Source organism: Nitrospira sp. Nam74, assembly GCF_965152615.1.
In genome coordinates this window covers 3462786-3482228 of record NZ_OZ224220.1, presented here as the reverse complement: position 1 = coordinate 3482228, position 19443 = coordinate 3462786, and the positions used below count along the sequence as shown (strand labels likewise).

The window sequence follows — 19443 nt, the reverse complement described above, 5'->3', positions numbered from 1 at the left end:
TGGCGGATACGTGCCTCAATCGAAGTGGCGCGTTTTTCCTCAGTAACTGACTTCATACTGCAGAGAAATGCAGCAGCGCCCATAGGGGAACGAGGTTGGAGAAGATGAAGACAGGGAACGCCATTTGCTTAAATAACGCCACGTGGGCACGTTGAAAAGAAGACACCTCGAAACGTATGTACAGGGTCGCTTCGGGCCGAGGGCAAAGCTCCTCACGTTTGGGCCTATCGGGGAGGAGACGTCGTCCTCTGCCGTGAAAGGATATGGATATGGGTCTCCGATTCGACTGACCCTACAGATCGGGCGGCGCCTCCATCGAGTGGTCTTAGTGACGATGAAACCCGGGCCCTTTGGTCATGAGCATCATGCCGATCGAGCCCAGGCGCTGCTCTGGGATTACGAATCGTACGGCAGGCTGCCTCGGCACGTGCAAGCGCTCGATGTTGGCGCGTTCACTGAAGAAGGCGCCTTATTTTCCGTGGCGCCGGCACGCGAGTTTTTTGTCCTGACTCAATGGGTCGAGGGCCGCAGCTATTACAACGACTTGGCTCGCCTGACGCGCACCGCGCGATTGTCCTCTCGGGATCGACAGCGCGTGCACGCCCTCGTTCACTATCTCGCAGGGATTCATCGGAAAAAAAGGCTGCAGCCGGATCTCTACCGACGGCGGTTGAGAGAATTGATCGGCCATGGCGAGTGCATCATGGGTTTGACCGACAGCTATCCGTCACATTTCCACTTCATGACCGAGGAGCTCCTGCGCTCTATCGAGGATGCGTGCAATCGCCGGCGCTGGCAGTTACGGAGCCGAACCAGTCGCTTGTCCCAGGTGCACGGTGATTTTCATCCCTGGAATGTCCTGTTTCGCCGAGGCACCGACTTTAGCGTCTTAGACCGGTCGCGAGGCGAATGGGGTGAACCCGCCGACGATGTGACGTCGATGACAATCAATTACCTGTTCGCGTCGCTCCGCCGGTGGGGCGACCTTCGAGGTCCGTTCGAGGTGCTGTTTCGGGAGTTTTGGGATCGATACATGGCGGAAACTGGCGATCACGCGATCCTCGAAACCGCGGCTCCATTCTTTGCGTTTCGCGGGCTTGTGATCGCCAGTCCGGTCTGGTATCCGGATCTGCCGATATCGGTGCGACAGAGCATTTTTAATTTTATCGAGCAGGTGCTCGCGACAGAGCGGTTCGATCCGCACGATGTGAATCGGTATTGTAAGGGATAAAAAGCCATCAGCCGTCGGCTTTCAGTCATCAGCTTTCAGTCATCACCTACATAAGAGCAAGGTCAAGGAGCTTAGGACGGAGGATCCGGCCCGAACATCGTTGTGGAAGCTGAAGGCTGAAAGCTGATGTTATGCCAATGAGTAAACCGCCCGCCTTCGCCATCTGGATCACCGGCCTGCCCGCCTCGGGGAAGAGCACCATCACAGCGGCCTTACGGCCTCGATTGGAAGCCGCAGGACAGCGGGTGGAGATCCTGGAATCCGATGTCCTGCGTCGCATCCTGACGCCGTCGCCCTCCTACTCGGTTGATGAACGGGACCTCTTCTATCGAGCCATGGCATTTGCGGGCAGTCGATTGGTGGCCCATGGCATCACGATTATTTTCGATGCGACGGCCACCAAACAGGCGTATCGCGCATTTGCGAGAGATCTGATCGATCGTTTCGTCGAAGTGGCGGTGGAGTGTCCCCTCGACGTCTGCATGGCGCGCGATACGAAGGGCACGTATCGGAAAGGCCTCGCAGGCGAATCGAAGACGGTGCCGGGTCTTCAGACGCCCTATGAGCGGCCGCAGGCTCCGGAGGTTCGCATCGATAGTGCACACACGTCGACGGAGGTGGCCGTCGATCGTATTCTGGCCGTTCTGTCTGACCGCGGGTTTGTATCGGGGGACGCCAAGAAATTAACGGATGGTTAAGACGGGACGATGGCTCATGTGGAGTATTTTGTGCGAGACACTGCCTAGCAGGAAGCGCGTGGCTGCTTTTCCGGTATGCGCCCCGACCATGATCAGATCGGGCTGAAGCTCCTCGGCACGCTGCAGAATGATCGCAGCCGGCGATCCGATCTTGGTGACCGGGATAGCACAGCAGTGAACGGTCGACAAACGGGCGGCAATATTTTCGGCAAAGCGTTGCGCGCTCCGGAAGCTCATGTCTTTGAATGATTCTAACCCGCGTTCCTGCGTCCATCGTTCGTGCGGCAAGGAGAGAACCGTGAGCAGTTCCACTTCAAGCGGATCTCTAAAGGGCTTTTTCATGAAGAACTCGATCGCCCTGTCGGCATCCGCCTGCCCTTCAACGGCGAGTAGGACTTTGCGTAACGCCAGCATGGGTGATGGCACGGTCAGAACTGCACGGGACGCATGTGTCACAACGCGATCGGATACGCTTCCGACGAGGATCTCTTTGACTAGGCTCAGGCCGCGCGTACCCATGACGATCAAGTCACTTCGCTCCCGTTCGGCGGTTGAGACAATAACGTCCGCCGGTGTCCCAATCTCCATCTTCGTCTCCACCGGGCCTAATCCGTCCGGCAAGATGGACGCCGCTCTGCTCAGCAGCCGTTCGCCATCTTCCCGCATGTCGTGCTCCACGATGTGATAAAGGTCGTTCGCCACTTCGGGCATCATCATCGGATAGGCGGGCTTGGGAACTTCCAAGGCATGGAGCAAGACCAATCGTTCGGGCACTGCGAGATGAGTCAAAGCTCGCGCCGCATCAAAGGAGTGCTCGCTGCCATCGATCGCGACGAGAGTGTGCATAGTGAAGAATTCAAACTCTACGTGAAATGTGCATGAAGGCTCATCAATGTAGCTGTCGCATTATACAGGTGTCCGCACTCTAACGGCATTCAGTTGGGCAGAAAAGGACAAGGTACATCACAATGATGATTCCTAACGACGACTGCCCCAACAATGAGCCAGCTGTATTTTATCACCAACTGCGCCATGCAAGCCCCTCCCTTGTCCTCTGTACACCGCGTCGCCTGGAAGCAGCAAGCCATGTGCCATGATGGAAACCCTTTCTCGTGTGCCGAGTCCCTTTGAAGAAGTTCTCTCGTTGAGGCGAAGGAGAACATTGTAGCCTTACGCTACATTGAGGTGCTTGAATCTGTAGCAGGATTCCCCTGCCTGGGCAGTCCCATTCAGAGTTCGTAAACAATTCAAGCCAATTTAGCTGTTTTCATTTTTTATTTTGCATTTGTGAGATGGCATTACCCTTGCTCGCCTCTTCTCAGGCAGTGATGGATCAAAGGGATGACGCATGAAAATAATCAGCAGCTTCCTTAGCGACGATCATCGGCGGCTCGATGGACTCTTTAACCAGTTCCAGCGCCTGCTCGCACAAGAGGCGGTCTCTGCGAGGGAGACGTTTTCGCGATTTATTGACGGGCTCGAGCGGCATATCGAGTGGGAAGAAGAATTGTTGTTTCCTCAATTCGAGCAGCGGTCCAGTATGACGGGTGTGGGGCCGACCGCGGTGATGCGCTCGGAGCATCGCTGTTTCAAGATCCTTATCGACCGCATTCAGGATCGGCTCAGCGCGGGAGCAAGCCCCGACGGCCTTGATACGCAATTGTTCGACGCTCTCACCGTACATAACCGAAGAGAAGAAAAAGTACTCTATGCATGTCTGGACGGCCTACTCTCGGAAGAGGAAGCCGGCATGCTTATCAACCGGATGAAAGACACGCTGGGCGACGGTCGGCGTGTGGCAGATTCGATCTAGAGCGACACCGATGCGTTGGCTGCAGCATCGTTGAGTGAGGACCGTATGGCGGCTCCGCTGTTTCAAAAAATTCTCGTTCCGGTCGCTTATTCCCCCTGCTCCGAAGAAGCATTTCGTGTGGCGATATCGATGGCGCGGGTATTTCAGTCAGAAGTCATTGTCCTTCACGTGGTCGATACTAAACATTTAGAGGCGTTAAATGCGCTTGGTTTGGCTCTTCCATCAGAAGAGGTGCAACAAAAGAAACGGTTGCGGCATTATGCGCGATTAAATGCGCGGCGCTTACTCTCTCTCGATGATGCCAAGGGCGTGTCGATCCAACGTCTCATCTTAGAGGGCTCGCCCTTCGTCGAAATCGCCCGTACCGTACGGGCCGAAAAGGTCGCGCTGGTCGTGATGGGTAGTTACGGGGGGATTGGGGATGTGAATAGAATTTTCTTCGGCAGCACGGCTGAGAAAGTCGTCCGGACGGCCGGGTGTCCGGTGCTCACGGTGCCGTTGGCGCACACAGTACCTTCACGCTCAGTGCCACGTACTCGGGGCATGAAAATTCCGGAAATGTGGGACGCAGCCTTGGAGGGACGGTTGAAGGGCCTGTGGATCATTGGGTACGATGTCGCGCAGACCGATCCAAATCTGCATAAAGTCCGCGAGGCGTTGGGCCGATTGGAGTGTCTGGTCGTCCAAGATCCCTTCATGAGCGAGACGGCCAAGTTGGCGCATCTCGTCATTCCGGGGGCCTCGTTTTTGGAAAAAGACGGCACGTTTACCAATCTAGAACGGCGCATTCAACGGATACGCAAGGCGATGGAACCGCCGGATGGCGTGTTGCCCGATTGGCAGGTCGTGAGCCGGGTGTCGACACCAATGGGGTATCCGATGCACTATGGCCATCCATCCGAGATCATGGATGAGATGAGCCAACTTACGCCGATGTTCGCCGGCGTGTCCTATGCACGCCTCGAACACTGTGAAGGACTGCAGTGGCCGGTCCCCGATGCCGAGCACCCGGGAACGTTCATCATGCACCGCGATGTATTGCCACTACGGAAGGGGCCGCGTCTTGGCACGGCAGGGGTGGGCGGGTGTAATGGTAAAGCCAATTTTGTTCCGGTCGATTATTTGCCGCCCGGTGAATCGCCCGACGAGGCCTATCCGTTTGTTCTTATCACCGGGCGAGTTCTTCAGCATTATAATTGTGGCGCGCAAACACGCCGGACCGACATCGTTCAGATGGTCGACACGGATGTGCTAGAAATGCATGTCGACGATGCCAAGCGATTACAGATCGAGGACGGGGAAACCGTTCGACTGGTGAGCGCTCGCAGCGATGCCACACTGCCGGTCGTGGTGAGTGAGCGCGTCCGGCCCGGTGAGTTGTTTACCAGCTTTCATTTTCCGTCGACGAACGTCAATGCGCTCTTGTCGTCAAGCGCGGACGAGAGCTCCAAGTGTCCTGAGTACAAAGTGTCGGCCGTGCGAGTCGAGAGATATGTTGGGGTCACACGCGAGCAGTCTCATGTGAGCCATTCGCAGTGGAGACTCATTAACTGAGAGGAGCATGTTCTCAATGAGGATAGTTCTAGCCGTGGATGGTTCCAAGCATGGTCGATGGTCTATAGGATGGGTGCCTTACCTTCCGTTCGTGTCCTGTCCGAAAGTGACCGCGGTCCACGCGATTGATCTGGCGGCGGCCAAAGCCCCATTCGTAATGCAGCCGATGGTGGCCGGGAACGTACCGTACATCCGCGCGGAAGTCAGCCGACTCCAGCAGCAGGCCAAACGGGTGTCCATGGAGACCAAAGACTTTCTGGATTCAGCAAAAGTTGCCGGCAAGGTTATCGTAGAAAAGGGTGCACCGGCACCGGCGATCTTGAAGCATGCACGGCGTGGGGATGTCATCGTGCTGGGCAGCCGCGGGCTCACTGGGCTCGATCGGTTCATGTTGGGCAGTGTCTCACACACGGTCACACTGCATGCGCCGGCTTCCGTCCTGGTCGTGAAGCAAGCTCCCCGGATCATCCGCCGCATCCTCTTGGCCACTGATGGCTCGAAAAGTTCGACCAAGGCCATGCGCTTTGTGATGGAGGAGCTTCGGCCCGAGAACATCGAGGTCGTGCTGGTGCATGTTATCCCGTTCCTGCGCTATCCGGAGGTGAAAGAGGCCGGACAGGCACTCATCGAGCGCGATGCCGAGCGCCTGATCAAAGCCGGGTACACCGTCAACAAAATTCTAAAGCTGGGACACCCGGCCGAGGAGATTATCAAAGTGGCCGATCGGCAGAAAAGCGATCTACTCGTCGTCGGCGCAAAAGGCATGGGGGCGATCGCCCGGTTTTTCCTCGGAAGCGTCTCCGCCAGAGTGGTTCAGCACAGCACCGCCTCGGTCCTCGTCGTGCGGTGACATCTCATCACCCAAGGATGTTCGGTTGATGCTGTCCCGGCGTAGCGATGAGACGTCGTGACGATCATGGAAGCCAAAGAATGCCCACCTATATGGCATGCTGTCTCGACGGACGCGCTCTCAGCTGAGCTGATCACCGACGTGAATCACGGCCTTCGCGTGGACGAAGCTCGCCGCCGTCTCGCCGAAGTCGGCTTTAACGAACTTCCCGCCGCGCCTCCCATCTCACTGTCGACACTCGTCCGGTCACAGTTCCCAACATCATCATTTGGGTGCTGATTGGCGCCGCCGTCGTCTCCGGTCTTCTGGGGGAATGGATCGATACGGCGGCGATCCTAGCGATCGTCTTTCTGAACGCGATTCTAGGTGTGGTCCAGGAATATAAAGCAGAGCGATCGCTAGCCGCGCTCAAACAACTATCGGTGGCGGAAGCTCGTGTCGTACGCGAGGGCGCATTACGGTCCATTCCGGCTCGCGAGCTGGTTCCAGGCGATCTGATTCAGGTGGAGGCCGGGGATCATGTGCCCGCGGATGCCCGTCTGATCTATGCGACCGCCATGCGTGCCCAGGAAGCCGCGCTCACCGGCGAATCCACACCGGTCGACAAGACCTCGCACGCGCTGACTATGGACGCGGTGGCGCTGGCCGACCGGCACAACATGGTGTTCTTCGGCACGAGCGTGACCTCCGGGAAAGGCCGCGGCGTGGTCGTCTCTACCGGGCTTCGCACCGAATTGGGCCATATCGCCACGCTCATCCAAGAAGCGGGCGAGCATAAGACACCGCTCCAAGAGCGCTTGGACCAGCTGGGCCATCTGCTGCTCTACCTGTCGCTGGCCATCGTTACGGTCGTGTTTGCCCTGGGTCTCTGGCGCGGCGAGCCGTGTTCCTGACCGCCGTCAGTCTCGCCGTGGCAGCCATCCCGGAAGGACTGCCGGCGATCGTCACCATCACCCTCGCGCTCGGCGTCACACGGATGGTAGCCCGGCATGCACTAATTCGTCGACTGCCGGTCGTGGAGACACTGGGATCGGCGACGGTGATCTGTACCGACAAGACCGGCACACTCACTAAAAATGAGATGACCGTGACAAGCCTCACCGTGGGCGGGAGACGGTTCGCGATCACGGGAGAGGGCTACACGCCGGTCGGTGACGTTCTCGACGGAGGGAGTCCGCTGCCTGCGGGTCATCCAGTTGATGAGACACTGGCGGCCTCGGTCCTCTGTAATGGGGCGGCGCTCCGTCAGACGCATGGCGTGTGGCAGATCGTCGGGGACCCCACCGAAGCGGCGCTGCTGGTGGCGGCGGCGAAGCGACAGTTCTGGAAGGACGATCTGGAAGTCCGACACCCATTCGTGACTGAAATTCCGTTCGACCCGGAGCGGAAGATGATGACGGTCGTGCGGAAGATCGAGAACGGCTTCATGGCCTATAGCAAGGGCGCTCCCGACCTGTTGCTTCAACGATGTACCGCGCGCCTCACCGCCGAGGGGCGTGTCGCGCCCATGGAGGAAGCCGACCGGCGGAATATCCTCTCGGCGAACGCGGCCCTGGCGCGTGAGGCGCTTCGGGTGTTGGCCATTGCCAGGCGCCCGCTCGCGCAGATGCCGCTGGTGTATGGCGCGGCCGTGTTGGAGCAGAACCTTGTGTTGCTCGGCCTGGCCGCCATGAAGGACCCATTGCGGCCTGAAGCGGTACAGGCCGTGCACGTCTGTCGGGGCGCAGGGATTCGAACCGTCATGATCACCGGCGATCATAAGGACACGGCCATTGCCATCGCTCGCGAACTGGGCATTCTCGACGGTCCGGCCGCTGCCCTATCCGGGGCGGAAATCGACCGGCTCAGTGATGACGATCTAGCAGAGCGTGTGGACAAGATTGCGGTGTATGCGCGGGTCTCGGCCGAACATAAGTTACGCATCGTGAGGGCGTGGAAGCGGAAGGGTGCGATTGTCGCCATGACAGGCGACGGCGTGAACGATGCGCCGGCCATTAAAGAAGCCGATATCGGCATCGCGATGGGACTGAGCGGGTCGGACGTCACCAAAGAAGCCTCCGACATGGTCATCACCGATGATAACTTCGCGTCCATCGCCGCAGCCGTCGAAGAAGGCCGAGGCGTCTATGAGAACATCAGAAAGGCCGTTCATTTTTTACTTTCATGCAATTTCAGTGAAATCGCTGTCATGCTGGTTGCCGCCGTAGTCGGTCTTCCGCTGCCGCTGCTGCCGGTCCAGATTCTTTGGATCAATCTCATTACCGACGGTCTGCCGGCCCTGGCGTTGGCCGTGGATCCAAATGATCCGGATATTCTTCATCGCCCGCCTCGGCACCCCATGGCCCGGTTGCTGGAACGTGAGCATATCCTGCTCCTTGTCGCACAAGGGTCTTTCCTGGCACTCGTCACGATTGCGGCATTTGTATATTGTCTCAATGTCCTGCACGACGATGTGACACAAGCGAGAACCGTCGCCTTTACCGTGCTGGTTCTCGCGCAACTGTTTCATGCGTTCAATTGCCGAAGCGAGCGCCGTTCCATCTTTTCGCTGGGGATCTTCACCAATCGCTCATTGGTCATAGCGACGGCTGGATCGATGGCCCTGCAAGGCGCCATTGTTCTCACTCCATGGAGCCGCGCAATCTTCGGCGTGGCGGCGCTTGATCTTCAACACTGGGTGCTGGCTTTTGGGCTCGGCGCATTGCCGCTCATGGCGATGGAAATGTGGAAATTGATGAGAAGGTCCAATGAGAAGTCGAAGGATCTTCAAGGAGTGAGGCTTCGAAATCACTTTGTGCTATGGTGATAGGGACTATACAGAGCAGACAGGCTCTCTTTTGCCATGATCGCTTTTGGGAAGAACGATGGACGCGGATTAGTGCGCCGGAAATCATGCCTCGATGCATCTCCCGGCAATCTGTTTGTAAGGAGGCGTTTGCGCAGAGCAGATCAGGCACGGCTGAGAAAGAATCATCATGCGCGCATGGGTGATGGACTCATATGACGGCGTCGATTGGCTTCGGCTTGCCGAAGTTGCCGATCCTCTGCCCGGATCCGGTGAAGTGCTGCTGCGGGTCACGTTTGCAGCGTTGAACCCGGCGGACGCCTTTTTGGCCCGAGGGATGTATCCGGCCAAGCCGCCGCTGCCACATATTCTGGGACGGGATGGCGTCGGCGAGGTGTTGGCCGTGGGAGCGGGCGTCGAGCATGTGCGAATCGGCGAGACAGTAGGCATTCTGCGCTGCCACGTCGGGGTGGAAAGCTGGGGCACGCTTGCCGAGAAAGTCGTCGTACCGGCGGAAAGCGTGACGCCGGTGCCCTCCGGCTGGTCATTGGAAGAGATGGCTGCCGCGCCACTCGTCTTTCTGACTGCTTGGCAGGCTCTCACGCAGTGGAGCGACCCGCCGGCGCCTCCCGGCCCTGGATCGGTCCTGCTCGTGACCGGCGCGTCGGGCGGCGTCGGGGTGGCCTCGGTTCTTCTCGGGAAATCCATGGATCTCACCGTCGTGGCCTTGTCACGTCGTGCGGATAAACGTGTGACATTGACGAGGCTCGGCGCTGATTTCGTATTCGATCCGGCCGATGGCAACCTGAGCAAAGCGGTGTTGGCGTCAATCAGTCCGAAGCACGCTGACGTGGCGGTCGACAATGTCGGCGGGGCATTGTTTCACCAGGTGGTGGCGATGCTGGGCTATGGCGGCCGAATCAGCGTGGTCGGGAGGAGCGGTGGGACGGTGCCGGAGTTCAACACGGCCACTCTCTTCTTTCGCAGAATTCGGATTGGCGGGGTATCTGTGGGCGACTATACGGCCGGTGAAGCACAGAGCGTGTGGAAAGAGGTTGTCGGTCGATTGGATGCAATGGGGAGACGGCCCGTCATAGACATCGTCCTCCCATTCCAAGAGGTGAAGTCGGCATTCGCACGATTGGCGCAAGGTCCGATGGGAAAGGTGTTGGTGCGTGTGGCCGAATGATCTTGGCTGGCGCAGCGCCGCATGGTTGTGTCAAGTGAATGAAAGTGCGCGTCTCGTGGTCCTGATCTGTCCTGTGACGCTGAACTGATTCCCGCTATGGTGATTCCTTTGACATAAGATGGTTCGTCTACCGACAGACTGTCGAGAGAAACAGCCGAGGTCAGGCACGGTCAGCGTGACTTCTGTTTGCCTGACAAGGCTTTTAAGTATGGCTGACTTCATCCCCCCTTAAGTCCATGCAACATGTCTGTGCCTGACACTTACAGTTCCTTTGTGCCCATGCTCCGCCATGGGGCCCATAACCCACGACCACGCGGGTAATAAATCTTTCGATGTGGCGGTCCATTCCCATGTCGCCATGCCTTAGCGTCTAGCATACCGCCACAAGTCGGCATGCTCGAATCGAGGCATGATAGATGATACGGAGCAGACGGCCGAAACGGTTGTTTAGATATCGATTGGAGCGAGTAAAGAATCAGTATGGAAACGATATTGCCGGTATCCTTCAGTGAGAGGAGTAGCATGAGGCCGCTTCGTATTTTGATCGCCGACGATCACGATATCGTACGCTGTGGTATCCGGACGCTCGTCGAGCGACGACCGGAGTGGGAAATCATCGGGGAAGCCGCCAATGGGCGCGAGGCCGTCGACGCCGCCAATCGTCTTCATCCGGACGTGTGTGTTCTCGATCATACAATGCCTCTGATGAATGGCTTGGAGGCCACCCGGCAGATTCTCAAGAACGATCACTCGGCGAAGGTCCTCATCCTGACCGTCCATGAATCAGAACAGCTGATTCAGGAGGTCCTGGAGGCGGGTGCACGCGGGTATGTTCTCAAGTCCGATGCCGGTCGGGACATCATGTCGGCCATTGAATCGCTTTCGCTGGGGAAGCTGTTTTTTACCTCCACGGTGTCGTCTCTTGTGCTCGACGGATTTCTCAGATCAACTCGCCATAAGGGAATGGGCACGGTCTCATCTCTGTCGCCGCGTGAGCGCGAAGTCGTGCAACTCCTCGCCGAAGGGAAAAGCAATAAGGCCGTGGCCGGCATTCTCCACATCAGCATCAAGACGGCGGAAACACACCGACATCGCATCATGCAAAAGCTTCAATGCGCCTCCGTCGTCGATCTCGTCCGCTATGCGATCCGCAACCACATGGTCGCGCCTTAGCGGCCTGTACAGTCCTTTCAAATTCACAATACACGATCCGCTGTATTGTCCGCCGAGCCCGAGCGGGTCAGGATTATTAAGCTGCGTGATGGGGAAGTCGTGCGGGTGCTTGGAAGCGCAAGGAGATTGCCGACAAGCGGGCGCGCACATCATAGAACGCCGGCACAGCTTCCCTGCTTATTTCACACCGAATCCCTGCGGGTTTCTCGCCGCTGGAGTGGCTTCGAGTCGAGCGCTTGCCGCACGAGCAATGAGCCCCCTGCTCGGCGGGTTGAGCTTCAATGGAGCTGACCGCCTACGCCGCCCGGCATGTGGATTGGCTTCAGCCTCCACCATTGCGTATCTACAGTGGATTCAGACTAAAATACAATTCATGTTGTATTGTCCCGATCCGAGAAGGAGAAACGGAATCATGGCCGCCGCACCGTTATCCGAGATCAGAACCGATGAGCCGGATTCAGCGCGAGGTGTTGGCGGAACTGAAGTGGGATGCTCGTATTCAGGCACTCTGCTCACGGTACTCGAAGCCCTACACAGGAACAGGTGATTCATGAGCAGTAAGACAGCGTCGAAACTCGTTCTTCCGGTCAGCGAACGGGATCACATCCGGGGACCGGTACAAGCGCCCGTCACGCTTGTGGAATACGGCGACTTTGAATGTCCGTATTGCGGGCAAGCGTATGTCGTCGTGAAAGAGCTCGAGCAAGAATTAGCATCTTTGCTACGCGTGGTCTTTCGCAACTTCCCACTAACGATGGTGCATCCGCACGCCTTGCAGGCGGCAGAGACTGCTGAGTCGGCGGGAGGGCAAGGCAGGTTCTGGGACATGCATGATGTCCTGTTTGAACACCAGGATGCATTGTCCGTGACCGATTTGACGGAATACGCGAATGATCTCGGTCTCGACATGACCCAATTCGTTCGTGACGTCACCGAGCACACCTATGCCGACCGCATACGTGAGGAAGCCGCCGAGGGAGTACGAAGCGGAGTCAACGGCACACCGACATTTTTCATCAATGGCGTACGCTATGAGGGGTCCTCCGACTTCGGCTCATTGCTGGCGGTCATTCAGGACGAGGGCGCGCGCTAACGCTTACGCCACGACGAAATCTACATCTAGAAATGTAAATCTATAGAGGTCCTCTGATGCCGACACTTCCGTACACGTCGTTCGCTGAGGTGTTTTATACGCAGTGTTCGCGACATCATCGACACGGTACAGGTCTTTCCGGCCGAGAATACAACATGGGCTGTATTGTCGGGATCATGAAGTCTTCTTAGACTCCCCTCCATGTTGTCACAACTAATCTATCAGGTCGAAGGCGGGTTCTTATGTAGGCAATACTTGTTGCGGGTGTGTGTGGCGCTTGAGTCTAACGTCTATCCCGACGGTGTCGGCCGAACAATTAGGGCAGGCGTAAAGAGTCCTGCTTGAAAACACTAGGCGTTCACAAAGCTGATCATGGACCTGGTGAAAATGTCGGCGCACGGAGCCGAAGGGCGCGTCGGTGGCCGCGGCGCTGAACGGAAGTCCGGCGTCCAAAGCCAAACTGGAACCCGGGGACATTATTCTCGACTTCATCAGGAAGGCGGTCACGGACGCCGCTCAGTTCCGCAGCCTCATGGTCCAGGCCTGACCCGGTACTCAGGTGAATCTGATAGTCTTGAAAGATGTTCGGCCTCGGCAAGTGACGATGATGATTGGTGGACTCCCAAGTGAAGTGACGAAGCCAAGGCGCCGGGGTACATGAGGACGCCGCGGGCCACGGGAAAACGCGCGTGCGGGCATCACGGTTAAGCCGCCTCCTCCTCAGCATGCGTGGTTCTTCCGACGGAAGAAGTCCCGCGTCGTGGGCGATCTTGAATCGGTGAGTCGTGCGGAGCGAGACGGTCTCAGGCCGGGTAATGTGATTCGAGAAACAACCGTCAGTTGGTGAGAAGTGTCAAGGATTTCGAACAAAGCGAGGCGTAGACGCTTCCCATTAAGCCGGAACCAGCGATGTAAGAATGTTCTCCAGCTTGAGCATAAACAGAGGCTAGAGGACGACATCTCATCTCAAGGTAACGTGCCGAAGACCACAACCATTCGGTTTAGCTTAAAGGAGGACGATGATGGCTGAACAGCAAAAAACAAAACAAACTGGATCTACGCAGGGGTCAGCTCAGGGATCTTCCCAGGAATCGGCTGCTGTCACACAACAGCAACCCCGGACAGGGATGATGACGCAGGCACGCATGCCTTCCATGCCGTCGATCTTGGCTGTCACTCCCTATGACTTTTTAGCTACCAGCCCGTTTCAGCTGATGAGACGGATGATGGAGGACATGGATCGGATGTTTGAAGCCTTCAATCCATCGGCGACCTCCGGATCCGTCAGACCGGATATCTGGGCGCCGCCGATCGAAGTCGCCGAGCGAGATGGGTCAATCATCGTAAAGGCAGAGCTTCCCGGCGTCAGGAAAGATGACGTGAAGGTCGAGTTGACGTCCGATGGTCTTCTGATCGAGGGAGAGCGAAAAGAAGAACGCGAGGATCGGCAGAAGGACATGGTGCGATCCGAGTGCCGGTACGGACGATTTTCTCGCCTTATTCCGCTGCCTGAGGGGGCCAACATGGAACAGGCCAAAGCGCAATTTACGGACGGCGTGTTGGAAATCACGATTCCCATACCTGAAGAGAAACAGCAACGTCGTGAAATCCCGATCGAGGGTGGTGGAGGCCAAACCTCTCGGGCGGCGGCTTAACGACATCACGCGCTACGAACTTGAAGTCAGGAGGACAGCGTGACCAAAACGGCCCTGTTTAGCAGCGATGGTGTGTCTCGTGTTCATGACGGGGTTTAAAAGGCCAGTCCTCGACTGTACCGGATTCAACGATCGGATCGCGATCAAAGAACGGCTGGCCGATGGTGGCCGACTCAAATCGAAGGGCATAGAGTAAAGGAAAACAATGGAACGGTGACATTGGTGGAACCGCCGAAACCATTACCGAACAAGCACTGGCCGATCATCTCGTCGAGACCACATACGGTGTGAAGGCCGTTGTCGATAACCTCCTGGTCAGGCCTGTGGTTTCGAAGGACGATGAAGCCTTGAGATCCACGCCCGGCGCTGGAAAAGCAGCATGTTCAGGTGGAGGTGAGCCAAGGAATCGTGACGCTCAAAGGCTCGGTAGATACACTGGCGCAAAGCCTTGCGGCCGAGCACGCGGCCAAAGAGATCCGCGGGTTGGCGGATGTCATCAATATGAGATACCGCGTCCTGGCGGTGAAATCGAAAAAGACGTCATCTTCTACCCGGAATCGTCGTCCTTGGTGAAGAATCCGAAGAAGGAGTTGGTGAAGGGTGAGAAGCGTATCCTGCCTACCATCCGGGTCGCACCACCAAGCCGGTTTCGGGATGCCGTAGTGGCCATCAGGGATATCGAGGATAAGGCTTTCATGAACGGCTTTAAGGGACACGATTATGTCTCCGCATTTTGTGAGTGGATGACGTATACCGGCGTCGTCGTGAAACAGAAAACCTTCCATGTCGAAAACCACGATGCCGATCCTGAGCATCCCAAATCCGCGAAAGGCGTGCTGCACAATCCGCATGCCTTCGAAGTGCTGGGGCCGAGCTCGACGACGGTTTTCAACATCGGATTGGCCGAGCTTGGGGCGAAGCTGGACAAGCCGGTGGTCTTGCGGAAAGACAAACAGGGCTTGATGTTTCGACTGCAGTGCGATCAACATGAATTCATGCAAGCGTTTCTTCCTTCCTGTTTCGAATCCCCATTACGCTGTAGTCAAGGAGGACGGACATTCGAGATCAAGGATGTGCCGGCGGGCAAGCATAGGTTATTGGCATGGCATCGCTTAGCGGGTCGCGTGGAAATCGATGTGGACGTTCCGGAAGGCGCCGCTGTACAAACGAAATTGGAAGTGACAAAGTAACGGGGGCCACACCACAGAACCTGGTTAAGACGCTCAGTGCGGGACGCTCGTGAGCTGAGCGAGGCGAAATGTGAATCTCATCATCGCTGAAGCCAAAGGGATGGCGAACGTAGCGTCATTTCTGCTGGACAGCGTGGCCACACGACTGGTTCAGTGAAGTCACGTCCCGGTGTTGGTCGTTCGCTAGACATTGCGTCCTCATTCTGTGGACTGTCGTCGGAGTGCCAGTATGCCCCAGACATCGTTGATTCGGTGCCCGAAGTGCGACATGACCAATCGGGTGCCGGTGGACAAGATTCGACAGGGCCTGCGACCCGTGTGCGGCCAGTGTCGGACGGGGTTGCCGGTTCTTAGCAAGCCTGGGACAGTCACGGATGCGACGTTTGCGGCTGAAGTGGAGCGATGGCCGGTGCCGGTGCTGCTTGATCTATGGGCCCCGTGGTGCGGGCCATGTCGGATGATGGCGCCCATGCTGGACGAGTTGGCGGCAGAGCTGGCCGGTCGTGTGCGGGTGGCGAAACTCAATGTCGATGAAAATCCGGTCACGGCCGGGCGGTTTAATGTCCGGAGTATTCCGACGCTGTTGGTGCTCAAGAAAGGTCTCGAGGTCGACCGTATCGTGGGCGTGCAATCCAAATCGGATGTTGCACGGCGGCTGCAACAAGTGATCGCGTGAGACTTGCCGTGCGGCGGCGATACCGCGGCGTTGCAGATGAGGAATTTCTAACGGAAACAATTGGGGGATGAAGAGACGCCATGGAACGCCGTCAGTTTGGTTCCACGAAGCGCGAAGTTGCGGTCATCGGTCAAGGGACCTGGTACATTGAGGGCCGCGGCCGCGCCTCGGCGGTCGCCGCGCTGCGCCGCGGCCTGGATCTTGGCATGACGCATATTGATACGGCCGAGATGTACGGCGCCGCAGAGGAACTGGTCGCCGAGGCGATTGCCGGGCGACGCGACGAGGTGTTTCTCGTCTCCAAAGTCCTTCCTCACCATGCGTCCCGGCATGGGACAATAGTGGCGTGCAACGGATCCCTCTCTCGCCTTAATACCGATCGGCTGGACTGCTATCTCTTGCATTGGCGCGGGGATTATCCGCTGGAGGAAACATTCGAGGCGTTCCAGCAGCTTCAACGCGACGGGAAGATTCTGTCCTGGGGCGTCAGCAACTTCAATGTGCCCGATCTCCAAGAGGCCCGTCAGATCGTCGGCGATGACCCTCTCGTCTGTAATCAGGTGCTCTATCATGTGCAAGAGCGTGCGATTGAGCATGCCGTGATGCCGTGGTGCGAGACGCATGGCGTGGGCGTCGTCGGCTATGCGCCGTTTGGGCATGGCCGTTTTCCCGGTCCTCGCACAAAGGGCGGCCGAGTGCTGCAGGAAATTGCCGAGGCGCACAACGCGTCCCCTCGTCAGGTCGCCCTACGATTTCTCATTCGGCGTCCATTGACCTTCACCATCCCGAAGGCGTCCAGTCCGGAACATGCTGAGGAAAATGCGAGAGCCGGAGACCTTCAGTTGACTGAACTTGAGCTTGCGCGGATCGAGGAGGCCTTCCCGCTCGGTCCTCGTCCGCGAGAGCTTCCCGTGCTGTAGGCCAGCGGCCGCGCTGCTGCGAGTTGCGGTGTCAAGAAGGAAAGGAATCCCGCTGTGGTCAACGTAGCCTTGTTCGTTCGACTGAGAGCCGGCAGAGAAGCAGAGGTGGAAAACTTTCTCCGGGGTGCTCTGCCATTGGTCAACAAAGAGTCGTCTACCATTGCCTGGTTCGGGATCCGTATGGGACCGTCGACCTTCGGCATTTTCGACGCGTTCCCGGATGACTCTGGCCCGGCAGGCTCACCTTTCGGGCCAGGTCGCGGCGGAACTGATGAAAAAAAGTGCGTGAGCTCCTAGTGCAGCCACCCAGCATCGAGAAAGTTGACGTTCTGGCAGCCAAGATTTCCGGATAGACCCTATGCCTGGATGAGTACGATGATCCAGGCACCATCTTGCGGCACCAGTGAGTAAAGACCCACAGAGTTGCGAGAAATACCGAGGGGCAAAGGCGATCCACTGATTGGCGATTCACGGTCTGCCTATTCGTTGGGGAGTCCATCATGGACGCAACGGGGCGCAAGTCTCAATCGCGCTCACTGGAATATTTATACTGATCAAACACATCATCCGCGACCAGTTGCGTAAGGGCGTTGCGCGCGGAATCCAAACGTTTCAGCATCACACCCGCCCGGCTATTATCCAGCGCTGAGACGGCTTCCGACGCCTCCACCCCGAACAGCGCAATCGTGGTAAGGAGCTTCTGTTCCACGTCATCCAGAATAGTACAGAGTTTCGCAATGCGTTGAGCCACCAAATCTTGAAAAGACAACGCCGTATAGATTTGAATGAATCGTGTTTCATTTTCCATGAAGATGTCATGCAGGGCCTGCGCCGATCGCTCTCCGCTGACGTTTGCCAGGGTCTCGCTCATACGTCGCTGCGCTTCCTGTAACGCTTCCGTCACATCCATCACCACATGTGTGCCTTCTTCCGTCATCCGTTTCAGATCGGCGAGATACTGCTTCGCAAGCGGGAGTTGCGCCGCACTGGCATTCATCGGTTCCTTGCTCTCCTTGAGCCTGTTCAGCGCCGTCTCGATATTCTTTGCAACTCTATTGAGATTTGTGACTAATTCCTGGTCGTCCATCAGCCCTCCCATTGGGTTGTTCGTCTTTTCTTCTCGGTCGATGGCCCTCCTGGCTTGACTCCTTCGCGATACATTGCTTCAGGGGTATCGTGCAGATAACAAGCGGCATTACGATTGCGGCTCGTTCATCTCGGTTTGTGTTCATCTCTATCGACTCTTGTACATCGAAGAGTCTCAAAGTTCTGCATGACGAGTCGATGCGCGGGGGATGGTAGTTGTGTCAATGCGGGGTGCGGAGCGTACCTCTATTGTCGGCTGAGAGTTAAAGTAGCGGGTTCTGAACACGAAATAGGGGTTAAGCATGTAAGCAGCGTCCCTACACGAGAACGGAGTATAGCCTTATTACTTAAGATTTACTCCAATGCTACAGTCATCGCATGATTCGTGAATGTGCATGGTGCCGTGGAGTCCTTGAATCCGGCCCGTCCGATACAGAACTCGTGACTCATACGATCTGTGAGCCATGCGAAGCGCGCATTCTCATTGACCTACCAGTCTCAGACTTAGCTCCTCATCTCCATCCATTCTTCTCCGCCGCTTAACGCTTAACTAGACCGCACCGTTATTCTGCATAGTCCCGCATCCCCAATCGGCCCGATGGTAACGGCGGTGGTTCGTCGGATTACCGAGGGCCGCTCAATGGAGACCGCGCCGTATCGGATCCCAGCATCTCGGCCCAGGATCGACCGGTCAAAGTCACTTGAGGGCTGCCTATAGATTGTCGGCTGGACGAAGTGCCCGACTGAAATCCGCTGCCGTGCTGTACCCCTTTCAAGACTGAGCATTGCCGTGATACATCACATCGTCAGCCTGCCAGTTCACCGGGCTCTTCCATTGAACATGCTGAAGTCGCCGGTGCCCCCTGGAGTTTGATGCGGCAGTAATCGCTGACTAAGGCATGCAACAGTGTGCAGGCAGTCGATATGCGGGACTCCATTCCACACCGGACTCTTACTATGCTGGCCGGACGCCTGAACGTGTCGATCAATGAAGCTCAAGGTCGAGATCAGCGTGTGGGCCTCGAAGGGGGGAATAGGCGCTGGAGAGCGCTCGCTTCAGCCGTACGGTCGTTCCCGCGGCGTTTCTGCGTCTGCATTGCACAATAGAGCAGAGAAAGCCATGGGGCCACTTTATCGTATTGGTTCCGCACTGTATACTCGTCATAATTATTGAAACTCCAAGGGAGACGTGATGTCGCTCGAGCGGTTGTCTCGATTGCCCGGAGGGTACCAACTGACTCATCGTCGTCTGGGGGTTTTCCAGGGCACCGCAGTAGGACTTGCCTGCTGGTACCCTTCGTCCGGTATGCCGGAATACGGCCTCTGTCGTTTCGAAACAAAGGCGAAGGCGCAAGCTTACATTGATTGTCTCTCTTCTGCCGATTGCGACGAGGTGCTGGATGCTGATGATCTCTCCATTGAAGACTTCGACCGCGAACTACATGACCGGTTAATCAGCGAGTATCCGCTTCCATCGGCATGGGAACTTCCGTCGTAATGGTCCTGATCCATTAGTACGCGACCGTCATG

The 19443-nt window shown here is 57.1% G+C and carries 19 protein-coding genes and 1 pseudogene; 18 read left to right on the top strand and 2 right to left on the bottom strand.

Translation table 11 applies throughout. From position 1 onward, the window contains the following. Positions 1-151 precede the first annotated feature (151 nt). On the top strand, positions 152-1231 hold the full coding sequence (locus ACWHYZ_RS16160; RefSeq protein ID WP_447983707.1) for a phosphotransferase family protein: 1080 nt from the start codon (positions 152-154) through the stop codon (positions 1229-1231). A 137-nt stretch (positions 1232-1368) separates the two neighbouring features. Further along, positions 1369-1929 (top strand): adenylyl-sulfate kinase, encoded by a 561-nt coding sequence (locus tag ACWHYZ_RS16155; protein WP_447983706.1) that lies wholly within the window; start codon positions 1369-1371, stop codon positions 1927-1929. On the opposite strand, the gene ACWHYZ_RS16150 is transcribed toward ACWHYZ_RS16155, so the two are convergent. After that, the gene (locus tag ACWHYZ_RS16150) at positions 1915-2775 is read right to left on the bottom strand and encodes a universal stress protein (protein WP_447983705.1); all 861 of its coding nucleotides are present in this window, start codon (positions 2773-2775) and stop codon (positions 1915-1917) included. The genes ACWHYZ_RS16155 and ACWHYZ_RS16150 overlap by 15 nt on opposite strands. 502 nt (positions 2776-3277) lie before the next feature. Here ACWHYZ_RS16150 and ACWHYZ_RS16145 point away from each other — a divergent pair. The 15 genes and pseudogenes from ACWHYZ_RS16145 (at position 3278) to ACWHYZ_RS16075 (ending at position 17180) form a co-directional block, all read left to right on the top strand. Further along, a complete protein-coding gene (locus tag ACWHYZ_RS16145; RefSeq protein WP_447983704.1) occupies positions 3278-3742 on the top strand; it encodes a hemerythrin domain-containing protein in 465 nt (154 codons plus the stop codon). 45 nt (positions 3743-3787) lie between these two features. After that, positions 3788-5296, top strand: coding sequence for a universal stress protein (locus ACWHYZ_RS16140; protein ID WP_447983703.1), 1509 nt, complete (start codon positions 3788-3790; stop codon positions 5294-5296). Between the two features lie 16 nt (positions 5297-5312). Next, positions 5313-6146, top strand: a complete 834-nt coding sequence (locus tag ACWHYZ_RS16135) for a universal stress protein (protein WP_447983702.1) — start codon at positions 5313-5315, stop codon at positions 6144-6146. A 66-nt stretch (positions 6147-6212) separates the two neighbouring features. Next, positions 6213-6425 (top strand): cation-transporting P-type ATPase, encoded by a 213-nt coding sequence (locus ACWHYZ_RS16130; protein WP_447987598.1) that lies wholly within the window; start codon positions 6213-6215, stop codon positions 6423-6425. After that, positions 6419-7039, top strand: coding sequence for an HAD-IC family P-type ATPase (locus ACWHYZ_RS16125; protein WP_447983701.1), 621 nt, complete (start codon positions 6419-6421; stop codon positions 7037-7039). Before ACWHYZ_RS16130 ends, ACWHYZ_RS16125 begins: the two co-directional genes overlap by 7 nt. Further along, on the top strand, positions 7030-8952 hold the full coding sequence (locus ACWHYZ_RS16120; RefSeq protein ID WP_447983700.1) for a cation-translocating P-type ATPase: 1923 nt from the start codon (positions 7030-7032) through the stop codon (positions 8950-8952). The genes ACWHYZ_RS16125 and ACWHYZ_RS16120 overlap by 10 nt, the downstream gene beginning before the upstream one ends. A gap of 169 nt (positions 8953-9121) precedes the next feature. Next, the gene (locus ACWHYZ_RS16115; protein WP_447983699.1) at positions 9122-10120 is read left to right on the top strand and encodes a quinone oxidoreductase family protein; all 999 of its coding nucleotides are present in this window, start codon (positions 9122-9124) and stop codon (positions 10118-10120) included. A 522-nt stretch (positions 10121-10642) separates the two neighbouring features. Beyond that, positions 10643-11293, top strand: a complete 651-nt coding sequence (locus ACWHYZ_RS16110) for a response regulator (protein ID WP_447983698.1) — start codon at positions 10643-10645, stop codon at positions 11291-11293. Between the two features lie 550 nt (positions 11294-11843). Continuing rightward, positions 11844-12386 carry a DsbA family protein gene (locus ACWHYZ_RS16105; RefSeq protein ID WP_447983697.1) on the top strand — a complete coding sequence of 181 codons (543 nt, stop codon included), beginning with the start codon at positions 11844-11846 and terminating at the stop codon, positions 12384-12386. Between the two features lie 1019 nt (positions 12387-13405). Further along, the gene (locus ACWHYZ_RS16100) at positions 13406-14041 is read left to right on the top strand and encodes an Hsp20/alpha crystallin family protein (RefSeq protein WP_447983696.1); all 636 of its coding nucleotides are present in this window, start codon (positions 13406-13408) and stop codon (positions 14039-14041) included. 366 nt (positions 14042-14407) lie between these two features. Continuing rightward, complete coding sequence (locus ACWHYZ_RS16095) at positions 14408-14614, top strand: BON domain-containing protein (protein WP_447987597.1); 207 nt, start codon at positions 14408-14410, stop codon at positions 14612-14614. Between the two features lie 20 nt (positions 14615-14634). Continuing rightward, positions 14635-15231: a hypothetical protein gene (locus tag ACWHYZ_RS16090; RefSeq protein WP_447983695.1), complete on the top strand. Its 597-nt coding sequence runs from the start codon at positions 14635-14637 to the stop codon at positions 15229-15231. A gap of 229 nt (positions 15232-15460) precedes the next feature. Further along, positions 15461-15907, top strand: coding sequence for a thioredoxin (gene trxA, locus ACWHYZ_RS16085; protein ID WP_447983694.1), 447 nt, complete (start codon positions 15461-15463; stop codon positions 15905-15907). A gap of 80 nt (positions 15908-15987) precedes the next feature. Next, positions 15988-16827, top strand: a complete 840-nt coding sequence (locus tag ACWHYZ_RS16080; RefSeq protein ID WP_447983693.1) for an aldo/keto reductase — start codon at positions 15988-15990, stop codon at positions 16825-16827. Between the two features lie 54 nt (positions 16828-16881). Then, positions 16882-17180, top strand: a pseudogene (locus ACWHYZ_RS16075) (antibiotic biosynthesis monooxygenase). A 170-nt stretch (positions 17181-17350) separates the two neighbouring features. Here the strand turns inward: ACWHYZ_RS16075 and ACWHYZ_RS16070 are convergent. After that, positions 17351-17914, bottom strand: a complete 564-nt coding sequence (locus ACWHYZ_RS16070; protein WP_447983692.1) for a hypothetical protein — start codon at positions 17912-17914, stop codon at positions 17351-17353. 1191 nt (positions 17915-19105) lie between these two features. Here ACWHYZ_RS16070 and ACWHYZ_RS16065 point away from each other — a divergent pair. Beyond that, positions 19106-19411, top strand: a complete 306-nt coding sequence (locus ACWHYZ_RS16065; protein ID WP_447983691.1) for a hypothetical protein — start codon at positions 19106-19108, stop codon at positions 19409-19411. Positions 19412-19443: the final 32 nt, after the last annotated feature.